Origin of the sequence: Alkalihalophilus marmarensis DSM 21297 (assembly GCF_000474275.2) — a bacterium.
Taxonomy (GTDB): domain Bacteria; phylum Bacillota; class Bacilli; order Bacillales; family Bacillaceae_D; genus Alkalihalophilus; species Alkalihalophilus marmarensis.
In genome coordinates this window covers 40,370-55,663 of record NZ_ATAE01000034.1, presented here as the reverse complement: position 1 = coordinate 55,663, position 15,294 = coordinate 40,370, and the positions used below count along the sequence as shown (strand labels likewise).

The following is a 15,294-nucleotide window of genomic DNA, read 5'->3' as shown; positions in this document are numbered from 1 at the left end:
TATATAAGATAATTGTGTCGCCTGAACACAACAAATCATGGATATTAATACCAAATAAAGAAACGAGAGGTCTATCGAGTGACCTCTCGTTTCTTATACCCTTTTATTTTAATGACTTAATTTAATCCGTTTAATGCATCTTTAACCGTTTCAATGATAAAACGGATATCCTCTGTTTCGATGGATAATGGAGGCGAGAGCGTGAGAACATTATTGAATCCTGCTACAGTTGCTCCATTCTTCCCTACGATGAGGCCTTTATCTTTGCATGCTCCAATCACCTGGTTGACCAATTGTACATCAAGAGGTTCTTTAGTATTCTTGTCTTTTACTAACTCAATACCAATTAGCATCCCTTTGCCTCTGACATCACCGACATATGGGTTAGTTTGCAGTAATGTCTGAAGATCGGCTCTCATCTGATTACCAAGCTCAGCTGAACGGTCGAATAATTTTTCATTATCCATAATCTCTAAATTCTTTAGAGCGAGTGCACATGACGCAGGGCTGCCGCCAAACGTATTTACGTGCCTGAGATATTCGTACTCTTCTGTGCCTTTAAATGCTTCATAAATTTCTCGCTTTACCGCTGTTGCTGACAGCGGTAAATAGGCACTTGTAATCCCTTTAGCCATTGTAACAATATCCGGCTGCACCCCGTAATGCTGAAACCCAAACGGCTTTCCTGTGCGTCCAAATCCACAAATTACTTCATCTGAGATAAGAAGGGCTCCGTGAGCTTCACAAGCCTCCTTCACACCTTTCATATAATTTTCAGGAGGAACTAACACTCCTCCGCCCGTGATAATCGGTTCCATAATAACAGCCGCTACGGTTTCACTTAATTCCCACGTCATTGCCTGCTCTATATCACCTACAGACGATAAAGATCGCGGTTCAGCTGTTTCATTTTCAGGCCTTCTGTACATATCAGGAGGAGGAACATGTATAAAACCAGGTGCTAACGGTTCATACTTATACTTGCGCTGTGCCTGACCTGTTGCAGCTAGTGCCCCCATCGAGTTGCCGTGATAGGCGCGGTATCTAGAGATGAATTTATATCTCGAGCCTTCACCGCGCTGCTGATGATACTGTCTAGCAATTTTAAAAGCTACTTCATTTGCTTCTGAACCACTATTGGAAAAGAAAATGACATAATCATCGCCAAGCATTTCATTTAACTTCTCACCTAGTTTAATAGCGGGTTCATGACTCTGAGTTAATGGAAAATAAGCGAGTTCTTTTAATTGCTCATAAGCCGCTTCTGCAAGCTCTGTACGCCCGTAGCCAACATTTACACACCATAAACCGGCCATCCCATCTAGATACTGATTGCCATCACTATCTGTAACCCATGCTCCATTTGCTTTTTTCACTACCATGGTAGCGTTAGGGTTATATGGCTTCATGGAATGCCAAAGGTACTTCTCATCAGCTGCTTTCATATCCAACTTCTGATTCGTCTTCTCCAAGTGACCTTCCCCTTCCTATATTTGTTCATCGATTAAAAGTCAAAACGTGACGTGATCATCTTCTTGCGTGTGAAGAAGTTCACTCCATCTTTTCCGTTTACGTGCAAATCACCATAGAATGAATCTTTCCAGCCTGAGAATGGGAAGAAGGCCATCGTAGCTGGTACCCCTACATTAATTCCGAGCATACCTGCATCTGCCTCTTCACGGAACTTCCTTACTGATGCCGCATCTTTGGAATAAAGAGTTGCCCCGTTTCCGTAGCGGGATTTGCGGATATATTCGAGTCCTCCATCAAGATCTTCTGCACGAAGGAGACTTAAAACCGGTGCAAAAATTTCTTCTTTTGCAATCGTCATATCCGGCGTGACATGATCAAAGATCGTCGGCCCTAAAAATGTTCCTTCTTTTATTTCATCCATTTCCTTGCGTCCATCGCGGATTAAAGAGGCGCCTTCTTCTACCCCTTTATGGATATAGCCAAGCACTTTCTCACGATGAGAATCACGAATCACTGGTGTTAGAAGTACATCCTCTTCAAGGCCGCTTCCAATTGTCAGCTCATCTGCTTTTTTCTTTAACAGGTTCACAAATTTATCATTATCGCCGACTACGACAACCGCACTACAAGCCATACAGCGCTGCCCTGCGCTTCCAAATGTCGAGCTGATAATATGCTGAGCTGCTTTTTCCATATCTGCATCAGGCATCACGATATGATGGTTTTTCGCTCCAGATAGAGCTTGAACACGTTTCCCTTCGGCTGCAGCACGCTGATAGACATACTTAGCAACCGGCTGTGACCCTACAAAAGAAATGGCTTTTACATCTTCATGATCTAGTAAACCATTTACGACATCATGAGCTCCGTGTACCACATTTAATACTCCTTTTGGCGCACCAGCTTCTGTAAACAGCTCTACTAATCTATTTGCGAGTAAAGGCGTTCTCTCAGACGGCTTTAATACAAAAGTGTTGCCACAAGCAATAGCCAGCGGGAACATCCATAATGGCACCATCATTGGAAAGTTAAACGGCGTGATACCGCCTACTACTCCTAGCGGGTAACGGAACATTTCTGAATCAATTTCTTCAGCAATCCCTGAGAGGGTTTCACCCATTATTAATGTAGGCGCCCCAGAGGCAAACTCTACACATTCGATCCCGCGCTGAACTTCTCCGTATGCCTCTTTAAATGCTTTCCCATTTTCTTGTACAATCAGCTTTGCAAGCTCTTCATGCTGTTCAGTTAAAAGCGTATGGTATTTGAATAAGATTCTCGCTCTCTTTGGTACAGGAATATTTTTCCATTTCTTGAATGCTTCATTAGCTGCCTTTACTGCTTGATCCACATCTTCTTTTGTCGAGATGGGTACAGAAGCAAGAATTTCACCTGTCGCTGGATTGGGCACCTCAAGAGTGTCTTTCCCATTTGATGCAACCCATTCACCATTAATATAGTTTTTAAGCTCAGTTGATTTTTTTAGTACAGCCATGCCTGTCTCCCCCTCAATCGTTTTAATTTTCACACTATTTGATCCATGCTTCTATTATCTGTTATAAGGCTCGCGGTTGCATTAGACATTGTGTCAAATAAGCACTATAAATTTTTCCACATAATGATCATCAACAAAATAAAAAATACACTCCCTTTAAGGAGTGCAAATAAGAGTGATTAAACTGTCCGTTTTTGCAGCTGTTCTTCTACATTTAAATAATCTTTTGCAAGAAGCATAAATTCAAGTGCGAGCCTTTTCTCCGCTTCCATAAAGTCAGATCCAAGAAGCTTTTCGAGCTTTTCAATCCGATGGTATAACGTTTGCCGTACGATAAATAATCGTTTAGCTGTTTCTTGCTTCGACCCGCTGCATGTTAAATAGGCTTTTAGCGTTTCAAGCAATTGTCCATTATATCGCTTATCATATTCAATAACCGGTGCTAAGTAATCACTGACGATTTCATCAAGGTTTGCATGCTGGTGAATGACCGATAAGATACGGTATAAATGAAGGTCATCATAAAACATGCTCATCTCTTTATGATGTGCTCTATTAGTAAGCAACAGTGCTTCTCTTGCTGTTTTGTAGCTAACATTTACATCCTCAAGCTGATAAATGTATTTCCCCACCCCAAACCTGTAGGAAGAAACACTTTTTCCACCTGTGCCTTCTTGTGCTCTAACTCGCTCAAACGCTTCTTTTGCTCGTTCTTTCCAATCATCACCAGCCCTTTTATTCCCTAAAACCAATACTAGGTCCTGCCTGACATCAATCGTAAATAAATGAAAACCATACTGCTCAAAAACGGTACGGATCCATAATTTTAAATAGGTGCAGTCAGTATCTGCACCATGCCTTGCCGGCTGGTATTTACACACACACACCACTGCCCCGTTAAGCTTCAAGCCCGGTTCAAGGGAAGCGAGGTGTTCATCAATGACAGCCTCTCTATGGGAGCCTTCCAGCCAATCTAACATCCACTGTGACTCCTCGGCATTTTTTCTTTCTTCCACATACATCGTTCTAAGGAGCTGTTGAGCTAGGGCTGTTACGGTTCTGTCTAAAATTAAAAAATCATATTCCGTTAAATCACGATCTTTTGAAATAATCATTACTTCTGCATATTGATTTCCTAATAACATGACCGGTTGCTTTGCCACTTTGGGCTGTTTATCCATAGCAGCCTCTTCTGCTAATTTATACAGCTGTCTCCTCCTTCCTTTAGGAGGTTCAGGATAGAATTTAAGGTCTTTCTCATTAAACCTTGCTACGACTTGTACATCTAAGTACATTTGACAAAATGTTAAAATCTCATCATATTCGCTTATTTCTAAGAGTTTCTTATTTAATTGCTGAGAGTAATGCTCAAGATCTGATATGACTTGGTATTGTTTATTGATAAGGGTTGAATGGATATCTTGTGTAATTTCTACGAAAGGAACTTCTTGATTAAATACAATGATAGGAAATTGGTGAGTATTTGCTATTTCAATAACATCTGGAGGGATCGTGGATGTGTTTGTGCCGATTTCAATACATAGACCTGCAGCTTCGCAATCAATCAATTGTTTTACAAATTGCACAAATAAAGAGGGATCATCTTTAAAGCCGAGTCCCGTTGTTAAAATTAATTCATGACCTCTTAAAAGGTTTTTGATTTGTACGACTTCTACAACGTGGACCCACTTGACTAAACGATCAAGCCCTAAAGCCCCCGCCACCACTTCAATATGGTCAAAATGCTTCCGTTTCACAATCTCTTCAATTGATATATACGATTTCATTATCTAAATATCACCTCTTCTAAAGAGTAGAGAAATCAGTAAACATTACGATATTAATCTAGGTTGTACTTACTTCTATAACTCGTCCACTATCTCCTGCCTCACTCTAAAAATGATATGTAAGAAAACCTCCCTAAATAAAAAAATACTGTACTAAGACGATTGATCTCAGTACAGCATACTATTTAACCGGTTTTTTGAGCTTGCTTTAATAGGAGAACAGAAAAGTATTTTCTCGCATCCGCTGTCTTAATATGAAGACGTTCATATTGCTGTTGACCGCGGCTCATGCTTGAAGCAGGCAGTTCAAATTCTACAAAAGCGCCGCTTAGATTTTCTGTAACTCCCTTAATTACATAGCCTTGCTGGATTAAATAATCGATTTCATCCCTTTCGGCCAAGTATTCTTGATAGTCAGACATAAACAGTCCCCTCTCTATGCATTTTGTGCTGTTTTGGCTGTTTGTTCTTTCTCATCATCATCCTCTATAATCCAATCTCTGCCCACTGTGATCCCTAAATACTTTTCATCACTCGGATCGTTCAGCTCGGCTTGCTGATATTTTTCAAACCACCAGTACTTCGCAAGAACATAATACACGGCAGCTCCGACAACAAAACCAACAGCAAAAGAATACGTTTGAATGAAGTACGCTGCACCTCCGCCAAGAACCCAGGCAATTAGTCCAGCAAGATTCAGACCCTTCCAGTAGTGATATTGACCATCCTCTTTATAAAGATCAACTACATTTACACGACGCTTACGAATGAAATAATAATCTGCTACTAATATTCCAACGATCGCCGATAAGATCCCTCCTACTATAAGTAGCGCCGGAATAATAATCCCAAATAAACTCCATGGCTGTACAAGCACACCGATTAAACCGGCTACTACTACTCCTGTCCAGAATGGAAGCTTAGGGCCTCCGACATTTGAGAAAATTGTTGCTGCAGGAACAAGGTTTGCAGATATATTCGTAGACCATTGAGCAAAGACAATCATTAAGAGAAGGACACCAAGAACGATACCGCTTGCCGCTTCTTGAAGAGCGATTACCGGGTCATAATTGGATACGGCAATGAAGGACACTGCACCAATCACTACCATAAACGTCTGGACAATTGGCAGTGTGATTAAGCTGCCCACAATTTGTCCTTTATTGCGTTTAAACCAATTTCTCTCAAGTTTTGGCGCTTTAATAAATCTTGAAATAGATGGCATATCTGCCGCAAGCGTCCCCCAAAAGCCCATGTTACTCATGATAACAATGGCAAAAGCTGTAACGGCTGCTCCGCCTGTTACCGGACTTTCAATCCAGCTCCACACGTCACGCCCTGCTGCCAAAGCCTGGTCTGATAAGGTAGTGTACATCCATGCAGATATAATAATAATGATCGGTGCTGCAAGATCTGCAAAACGTTCTACTGCTTTAATTCCAAGGGCTGTATTGATGACCTGAATCGTAGCAAAGAATAAGAAACAAACAAACCAGTTATCAAAGCCGGTTAAAACAAACAAGATTCCATTCATGGCCGTTGCACCAAAGTAGGTGTTAATCCCAAACCAACATGAGGCCACAAACCCTCGTATAAGAGATGGAATATGAGTGCCTATCGTCCCAAAGGGTGCCCTCATATAGACCGGAAATGATAATCCATGTTCCACACCGATATCACCGGTTAGTGTCATACATAATCCAATAGCAATTGATCCAATGATGGTGGCTAAAATAACCATTCCAAGAGGCAAGGATTGAACCCCTTCTCCACCAATTGCAAATGCTGCTAAAACAACCGCCATACCTACCCAGATAATAGCGAAACCTAATGTGCTGATCTTTCGGTCACCATGCGTTATCGGAAGCAGGTCAGGAGACTTTAAATAGCTTGAGTTTTTCTTCATCACGTGATCCCCCTCTTATGTGCTAGTAACCTAGCAGTCATACTTTTGTTAAACCGCGCCATTATCAGGTTGGTTGATCTTATGATAAATGGACGATCATTTTAGAAAGGTTCATGCGTGACTGGCTTCCCTCTCCCCAGCTTCTCTATATCTTCTCTATATAGAATGCTTCTGGCGGCAGCTCGCTTTTCATTTGTTATTTAGATATCACTTCATCTGCATTAGCGGTCAATGTTTGACCGTATTTAGCTCTCTTCACATATTTTCCGGTACCAGGAGATCCGACAAATTGCTTATCTCGAATAACAAACTCTCCTCTAGATAAGACAGAAACAGCTTCCCCTGTTACTTTCATTCCTTCAAAGGCATTATAATCGACCGCCATATGATGGGTATCAGCCGAAATTGTCCGCTCAACCGTTGGGTCAAACAAGACAAGATCCGCGTCCGCACCAATCGCAATCGTCCCCTTTTGCGGATAGAGACCAAATAACTTCGCAATACGAGTAGAAGTGATATCAACAAATTGATTTAACGAGATGCGCCCTTTTGTTACCCCCTCCGAATAGAGGATGCTTACACGGTCTTCAATAATCGGACCGCCATTCGGTATTTTTGTAAAATCACCTCTTCCTAGTTCCTTTTGTCCTTTAAAGTCAAACGAACATTGATCTGAGCCGAGCGTTTGTAAGTCCCCGTTTTTCAGAGCATTCCACAACACATCTTGGTGGTGCTTCTCTCTTAGTGGCGGTGACCACACATACTTCGCCCCTTCAAAGTTTGGCTTCTCTAATGCCGTTTGATCGAGAACTAAATATTGTGGACATGTTTCGCCCCACACATCAAAGCCCTTACGTCTAGCTTCCGCAATTTTCTCGACAGCGTCACTGCATGATACATGCACAACATAGAGCTGTGAATCAGCAAGACCTGTTAATTGAGCAGCTCTGCCTGTTGCTTCTCCTTCTACTTCCGGTGGTCTGGTCAGCGCATGATAAATAGGATCTGTCTGCCCTTTTTCAATCGCTTGTTTCGTTAAATAATCAATTACATCCCCATTCTCAGCATGGACCATGACTAAACCGCCCAGCTCTTTTGCCGTAACAAGCGTTCTGAAAAGTGTTTCATCATCAGCTTGGAAGACATTTTTATAAGCCATGAAGACTTTGAATGAAGTGATTCCCTCATCAGAAATCACTCTCGGGATCTCTTGTAATACGTCATCATTTATTTCACCAATCATTAAATGGAAACCGTAATCAATCACTGCTTTGTCCTTGGATTTTGCGTGCCATTCATCAATGGACGATTGCATTGGCTCTCCCTTTTTCGTCAAGCAAAAATCGATGACTGTCGTCGTTCCGCCGTAAGCTGCAGCAATTGTGCCAGATTCAAAATCATCCTTTGACACAGTGCCGCCAAACGGCATTTCTAAATGCGTGTGCGGATCAATTCCGCCCGGAAACACATAACACCCTTTAGCATCTACTGTTTCAGCGCCATTTGCCGAAAGATTTGAACCAATCGCTGCAATCTTACCGTCTTCAATGAGAAGGTCGGCTTCATACGTTTCAGATGCCGTTACAACTGTGCCGTTCTTAATCAACTTCTTCATTCGTTAGTCCTCCTTTGACCTTCTTCAGTTTTATACGTTCATGCCTCATGTGTGTGTCAATTCAACATGATTAGTCTGTTATTTTACGGTTGGGATACTGCAGTTACCTGCTGCCCCGATTGCTGCTTGACGTTCATTCCACGTCATGGCCGGCAGTTCAGTTTTCAGCTCAACCATATCAATGGCTCCATCAACTGGACACACGATCGAACATAGGTTACAGCCTACACAATCATCCTCGCGAACTCTTAAGATATCTTTCCCTTGGTCGTCCTTTAACATATCAATACATTGGTGAGAGGTATCTTCACAGGCAATGTGGCATTTATTACAATTGATACAGACATCATTATTAATTTGTGCAACAACTTTATAATTCAGATCAAGGTTGCCCCAATCAGAGTAATTAGTCACCGATTTTCCGACAATATCCATAACTGATTCAATACCTTTTTCATCAAGGTAATTATTCAATCCATCTAACATATCCTCTACAATTCTAAAGCCGTGGTGCATCGCAGCTGTACACACTTGAACACCCGTTGCCCCCATCAGCATAAATTCCACCGCATTTTCCCAGTTGGAGACACCGCCCATACCTGAGATCGGTACATTAACATGCGGGTTACGAGCACATTCAGCTACCATGTTCAGCGCAATCGGTTTTACTGCCGGACCACAATAGCCGCCGTGCGCTCCCTTGCCGGCAACATGGGGAACTGTATTCCATGAATCAATATCAACTCCCGCCAAACTATTAATCGTATTAATCATACTAACCGCATCTGCCCCGCCTTGAACGGCTGCTTCTGCCGTTACAGTGATATCTGTGATATTCGGCGTAAGCTTAACAATAACAGGAGTCTGGGCAACTTCTTTTGCCCAATACGTCTGCTTTTCAACGAGTTCAGGAACCTGCCCGGAAGCGGCACCCATCCCGCGCTCAGCCATTCCGTGCGGACAGCCGAAATTCAACTCAAGTCCATCTACCCCAACATCTTCTACCCGTTTGACAATCTCATGCCACGCCTCTTGCCTCGGCTCTACCATGAGGGAGGCAATAATCACATGATCCGGGAAACGTTTCTTTGTTTCATAGATTTCTTTTAAGTTTACTTCTAGTGGACGGTCTGTAATTAACTCGATATTGTTAAAGCCAGCAACCTTTTGCCCGTTAAAACTTACGGCTGCAAAGCGTGAGGATACATTTAAGATAGGGTCTCCGAGTGTCTTCCATACAGCTCCACCCCACCCTGCTTCAAAGGCACGCTGCACTTGATAGCCTGAGTTTGTTGGCGGCGCGGATGCCAGCCAAAAAGGATTCGGGGATTTAATTCCTGCAAAGTCAATTCGTAAGTCAGCCATTCAACTACCTCCTCGTAATTTGGGTTAAGCCGATTCTTCCTGCATGTTTTTAGATAGTTTTTGATGCAGCGCATATGCTGTCTGTTTTCCTTGTTCTGCCGCTGTTACAACCATTGCTTCTCCTTGACCTTTACCGAAGATCACATCACCACATGCAAAGACCTTTTCGTTGGATGTCGTAAAGTCTTCCATATTTACCTTTACTACTCCGCCGTCATGCTCTAATCCAAACTGCTCGATTAAGTCAATATAGCGAGTTTGGCCGATTGCCTTAATCACCGCATCAACTTCTAACGTAAACTCAGACCCTTCTACAGGTACTGGTCTTCTTCGTCCATCTTCACTCGGTTCACCCAGCTCCATTTTGATGCACTCGATCGCTTTCACTTTCCCGTTCTCATCACCGATAATACGCTTAGGAGCAGTTAACCAGCGGAATTCGACTCCATCTTGCTTTGCAAATTCATATTCAAAATCATAAGCCGTCATTTCTGCCAGTGTTCTGCGGTAGAGGATTTTAACGTTTTCTGCGCCAAGACGAACAGAACATGTCGCACCATCCACCGCTGTGTTTCCAGCACCAATGACCACTACCTTTTTACCGATGTACTCTTCTGTCAGCTGGCCTGATTTCGTTGCTTTAACAAAGTCAATCGCATCATGAACACCATCTAGCTCTTCACCCTCTATTCCTAAATCCGGCACCTTAGACATTCCAATCGCAAGGACAACCGCATCATAATTGGCTACCAGCTCTGATACAGGAACATCTTCTCCAATTCGCATATTCGTTTTAATCTTCACATCAAGACTCTTTACTTGATCTACTTCCCAGAAAGACACGCGCTGTGGCAAGCGGAAAGAAACGATCCCATAGGTATTCAGCCCGCCCGCTTCTTTTTCAGCTTCATAAATCGTGACATCATACCCGATAAGAGCTAGTTCACGAGCAGCTGATAAGCCGGCAGGACCCCCTCCAACAATTGCAACCGTTTTTCCGTTCTTCTTTCCGGCTTTAAAGAGAACTTGTTCATTTTTCATTGCCCAATCAGTTGCATACCTTTGCAAATCCCCAATCATAATCGGCTTAGTTGAATGGTTTAGGACACATGCCCCTTCACAGAGCTCTTCTGTTGGACATACACGTGAACAGCTTGCACCGACTGGGTTTGCCGTCATAATCGTTTTAGCAGATCCCAACATATTCCCAGAGGAGATTTTCTTAATGAATTTAGGAATATCTATACTTGTCGGACAAGCGGTAATACAGGGTGCGTCATAACAAAATAAACAGCGGTTTGCTTCTTCAACTGCTTCTCTATTTGTCAGTCCAGGATGAGCCTCTTGAAACTGCTTTTCTAAGTCTTCTACCGTTAACATTAAACGTTGCTCACTCAATGAAAGACCTCCTTTAATATCTAAACTAATTAAGATGGAAAGACGTTCTGCATAAGCTACGATCATATGCAGAACGCTCTTATGTTATTTTTAAGGAAGAAGAGCCGTCATATCATCATATGTCTCTGGTCTGCGGTCTCTGTAGAACTGCCATGTATCTCGTACTTCTCGAATCATTTTCTTGTCCATTTCACCAATAATGACCTCATCTTGATCACGGCTTGCAACAGCAACCATTTGTCCGCGAGGGTTTACTAGATAGGACTGTCCGTAGAACTCGCCCATATTCCATGGCGCTTCCATTCCGACACGGTTGATGGCACCTAAATAATAGCCATTTGCAACAGCATGGGCTGGCTGCTCTAGCTTCCATAAGTATTCAGATAAACCAGCAACAGTGGCTGATGGATTAAAGACAATCTCTGCCCCGTTCAAGCCTAGTAATCTAGCACCTTCTGGAAAATGACGATCATAACAGATGTAGACCCCTACTTTTGCATAAGCTGTATCAAAGACTGGGTAACCCATATTTCCTGGCTTAAAGTAATACTTCTCCCAGAAACCGTAACCCTCTTCCCCGACACCTACATGAGGAATATGTTGTTTGCGGTATTTCCCTAAATAAGAACCGTCCGCATCGATCACTGCAGCCGTATTATAGTAAGTAGCAATGCCTTCCCGCTCATAGATTGGAAGAACAATAACAATTTCAAGTTCCTTTGCTAAATCTTGAAACAACCGTGTAGTCGGGCCATTCGGGATTTCTTCTGCCGCCTCATACCATTTTGTTTTCTGTTCAGAACAGAAGTACGGGCCATAGAATATTTCCTGCAGACATATAATTTGAGCACCCTTTGCTTTAGCTTCACGAATTAACTTAATATGCTTTTCAATGGCTTTCTCTTTATGAACCGCTACTGGCTCATCGCCGTGTACATCATTTGAGGCTTGAATTAGTCCAATTTTTACGTGATCTGACATCTTAATTCCCCCTAAGCAAAGTTAAGTTATTTCACAATAAGTAAAATGATACAAATCGAAATTATTAGAATAGTTTGACTTCAATATCAATTCTACGTGTGAGTCAGGACAAATACATCATACAAAGTGTTAAACCCTTGAATACTTTTGTTTATCATTTTGTAAAAAGCACATTTCCTTGAGCGTTATCCTACCACGCAGCTAGGCTGTTTTTCGTATTAATGTAAGGTTATCTCTCAATCTTTAAACATTTGTTGTCGTCTTCACTCATGAAACATTCCAGAAAGATCTGATGAATCCCTTTTGTGTGGTAGAAGAATCCTTCAACATATATCTACTTGAATTGATAGTCATTACCATTTAATTGACATGTTTCCCGTGAAACATGTCGAAATTAATAGAGAGCTCAGTTTTTGTGCGCTAATTTGTTAGAAAATTTATTATTTTGAAAATACTAAATTGACTTTATCCACACTATTAAGCTATAGTTTTCTTAGCAATTCTTTGTACTTTTAGTAGATTATTGTCTATTTAATTCATCTGAGAGGAGATTAATCATGAAGAAACTATCAAAATTTTTGAAGTCTGCAGCCATTTTATCGGTACTAAGCGCAGGGCTAGTTGCTTGCAGCAGTGAACCCTCTAATGACCCTTCTAGTGATGGAGGAGAAACAGGAGAAAATACAGGAGGAGGCGATCTGAAAGTAGCCGTTATGTCAGACCCTGTTTCACTTGATCCTCATGGTGCCAACGAGAATGTGTCAAACTCTATTAACTCAACAATTTATGACCGACTCGTACATATGGAAACAGACCTTACCATTCAACCTGCATTAGCAGAAAGCTTTGAGCAGATTGATGACACGACGTGGGAAGCTAAGATCCGTCAAGGTGTTACGTTTCATGACGATTCTGAATTAAATGCAGAGGTAGTTAAAGCGAACTTAGATCGTGTTCGCGATCCAGAAGTGGCCTCTCCTGTCTCTTTCTTATTTGGGATGATTACGGACGTAACAGTAGAAGATGAGTATACGGTACATATTGAAACGGAATTCCCATTCGCCTCTCTGCCTGCACATCTTGCTCACCCAGGCGGGAGCATTATCAGTCTAGAATCAATTGAAGCTTCATATGAGGCAATGGAAAACGGCGGCCAGCCTTTCTCTACTGTTAATGAAGCGCCAGCTGGTACAGGGTATTTTAAATTTGAAGAACGCAGCCCTGGACAATCTGTTACTTTAGTAAAAAATGAGGACTACTGGCATGAGGAAAAAGCGAAAGTTGACTCTGTCACATTCACCGTTATCCCAGAAGACTTGACGCGTATTGCCGAGCTTGAAACTGGCGGCGTGGACATCATATTTCCTGTAAACCCAAGTGATGTTTCACGAGTAGAAAATGGTGCTGAAACGTCTGTCCAACAATCAAACTCAACGCGGATGGTTTACCTAGGATTCAATACTGAAGTAGAGCCATTTGACGATGTAAATGTAAGACGTGCTCTTCATATGGCAGTAGATAAGCAAGCCCTAATTGATGGGGTGTTAGATGGTACTGGAGTCATTGCAGACGGACCAATTGCGCCGGATGTATTCGGATACAGTGATGATATTGACCGTATTGAGCATGATCCTGAACAAGCAAAAGAACTCTTAGCCGAAGCTGGTTTCCCTGATGGTTTCCAAACAACCATTTTGACTGACGATGATCGTGAACGCCAAGATCTTGCACAAGCTCTGCAATATCAGCTTGCTGAAATTGGGATAGACATTGAAATTGACACCTATGAGTTCGGTACGTATTTAGAACGTGCAGGCCAAGGCCAATCTGAGCTGTTCTTAGGCAGCTGGGGGACCGTTACACTTGATGGCGACTACGGATTATATCCAGTCTTCCACTCAGCTAACAAAGGTCCTGCTGGCAACCGTTCATTTATTGATAACGAAGAAATTGATTCCTTATTACAACAAGCACGTGAGGCAACTGATGATCAAGAACGCCTAGATTTTTATGAGGCTGCACAAAATGAACTAGCCGCAGAATCTCCATATGCCTACCTTTACTTCCCTGAAATTATCGCAGGTGTGCGTGATGATGTAGAAGGATTCTGGCAGTTCCCAAGTACAACTTTATTCTTACGTGATGTAGAATTGAATCGTTAAAACGTAGAAAAGCTGACTTATGTTATTTCATAAGTCAGCTTTCTTATTGCTCGCTGTGTAAGGAGCATGACTCTTTTCCCTCATCATTCTCCCCTTTAATGGATGGTTCAATTTCTATTAATTAAACGTTTGTTTAACCTGCTGATACCCCGCTGTAAATGAGATACACATCAAGTACCCTCCTAACTTCAAATTGTATAGTACTCACCTTCACCTCTCTCTATAAACAAAAGAAGACGCTGATTACAGCGCCTTCTCTAAGTGACTTTTACTCCATCCACTCTGGTTTTCCAAAGCCTTCAAATTCACTATCAATTACTTCTTCAAATTCACTCGATTCTACAGCTTCTTTAATATCTTCAACAAATGACTGGTCAAGATTTTCTGTGCTTACAACGACACGGTTTCGATACTCATCAGGCATCGTTTCAAGCTTTAATGCATCAAGAAGGTCCATATTAGCTGAGAGTGCAAAGTTTCCTGGTACAGCTGATAAGTCTACAGAATCTACAGCTCGTGGCAGCTGGCCTGCTTCAATTGGCTGGAACACAATATTTTTAGGGTTTTCGATTACGTCACGCTCTGAAATGACGAGTGGATTCACGTCTGGATCGACCTTGATTAATCCCTCTTCTTCAAGAATTAAAAAGGCACGAGCAGCATTCGTTGGGTCATTTGGGATAGCAATTTGCGTACCTTCTTCAATTTCATCCAGAGAGTCATACTTATTAGAGTAAATTCCCATTGGTGCAGTCGGTACAACAATTATTTCTGAAAGTTCCATATTATTTTCTTCAGCAAAGTTATCCATGTAAATTTTATGCTGGAATAGGTTCGCATCAATAGAACCGTTGTTTAATGCAATGTTTGGCTGTACATAATCACTAAATTCTACGACTTCTACTTCATACCCTTTTTCTTCTAACACAGGCTTGATTGCTTTACTTACCATATCACTGTATGGACCGGCAGTTGAGCCAAATGTAATCTTTGATTTATCTTCTGCTGCAGCTGATGTTTCCTCTGTTTCCCCTGAACCACACGCTGCTAGTGCTCCTACTAATAATGCTGATAGTAATACTGTTTTTAATTTTTTCATCTTTTATCTCCCC

General features: G+C 42.0%; 11 protein-coding genes. 1 reads left to right on the top strand and 10 read right to left on the bottom strand.

The window, feature by feature from the left end; translation table 11 throughout:
* Window positions 1-116: 116 nt before the first annotated feature.
* From A33I_RS12500 to A33I_RS12460, 9 genes are all read right to left on the bottom strand, one after another.
* The gene (locus A33I_RS12500; protein ID WP_022628743.1) at window positions 117-1,472 is read right to left on the bottom strand and encodes an aspartate aminotransferase family protein; all 1,356 of its coding nucleotides are present in this window, start codon (window positions 1,470-1,472) and stop codon (window positions 117-119) included.
* A gap of 32 nt (window positions 1,473-1,504) precedes the next feature.
* On the bottom strand, window positions 1,505-2,968 hold the full coding sequence (locus A33I_RS12495) for a CoA-acylating methylmalonate-semialdehyde dehydrogenase (RefSeq protein ID WP_022628742.1): 1,464 nt from the start codon (window positions 2,966-2,968) through the stop codon (window positions 1,505-1,507).
* Window positions 2,969-3,147: 179 nt separating this feature from the next.
* A complete protein-coding gene (locus A33I_RS12490; protein ID WP_022628741.1) occupies window positions 3,148-4,755 on the bottom strand; it encodes a PucR family transcriptional regulator in 1,608 nt (535 codons plus the stop codon).
* Window positions 4,756-4,940: 185 nt separating this feature from the next.
* The gene (locus A33I_RS12485) at window positions 4,941-5,177 is read right to left on the bottom strand and encodes a hypothetical protein (protein WP_022628740.1); all 237 of its coding nucleotides are present in this window, start codon (window positions 5,175-5,177) and stop codon (window positions 4,941-4,943) included.
* Between the two features lie 14 nt (window positions 5,178-5,191).
* Window positions 5,192-6,661, bottom strand: coding sequence for an NCS1 family transporter (locus tag A33I_RS12480; RefSeq protein ID WP_012957229.1), 1,470 nt, complete (start codon window positions 6,659-6,661; stop codon window positions 5,192-5,194).
* 196 nt (window positions 6,662-6,857) lie between these two features.
* Window positions 6,858-8,276, bottom strand: coding sequence for a dihydropyrimidinase (gene hydA / locus A33I_RS12475; protein ID WP_012957228.1), 1,419 nt, complete (start codon window positions 8,274-8,276; stop codon window positions 6,858-6,860).
* Window positions 8,277-8,354: 78 nt separating this feature from the next.
* Window positions 8,355-9,641: an NAD-dependent dihydropyrimidine dehydrogenase subunit PreA gene (gene preA / locus A33I_RS12470; protein WP_022628739.1), complete on the bottom strand. Its 1,287-nt coding sequence runs from the start codon at window positions 9,639-9,641 to the stop codon at window positions 8,355-8,357.
* A 24-nt stretch (window positions 9,642-9,665) separates the two neighbouring features.
* Window positions 9,666-11,021 carry an NAD(P)-dependent oxidoreductase gene (locus A33I_RS12465; protein WP_031311622.1) on the bottom strand — a complete coding sequence of 452 codons (1,356 nt, stop codon included), beginning with the start codon at window positions 11,019-11,021 and terminating at the stop codon, window positions 9,666-9,668.
* A 108-nt stretch (window positions 11,022-11,129) separates the two neighbouring features.
* The gene (locus tag A33I_RS12460) at window positions 11,130-12,020 is read right to left on the bottom strand and encodes a nitrilase-related carbon-nitrogen hydrolase (RefSeq protein ID WP_012957225.1); all 891 of its coding nucleotides are present in this window, start codon (window positions 12,018-12,020) and stop codon (window positions 11,130-11,132) included.
* A gap of 557 nt (window positions 12,021-12,577) precedes the next feature.
* On the opposite strand from A33I_RS12460, the gene A33I_RS12455 reads away from it, so the two are divergent.
* Window positions 12,578-14,182 carry a glutathione ABC transporter substrate-binding protein gene (locus tag A33I_RS12455; protein WP_022628737.1) on the top strand — a complete coding sequence of 535 codons (1,605 nt, stop codon included), beginning with the start codon at window positions 12,578-12,580 and terminating at the stop codon, window positions 14,180-14,182.
* A gap of 268 nt (window positions 14,183-14,450) precedes the next feature.
* On the opposite strand, the gene A33I_RS12450 is transcribed toward A33I_RS12455, so the two are convergent.
* Window positions 14,451-15,281 carry a MetQ/NlpA family ABC transporter substrate-binding protein gene (locus A33I_RS12450; protein ID WP_022628736.1) on the bottom strand — a complete coding sequence of 277 codons (831 nt, stop codon included), beginning with the start codon at window positions 15,279-15,281 and terminating at the stop codon, window positions 14,451-14,453.
* Window positions 15,282-15,294: the final 13 nt, after the last annotated feature.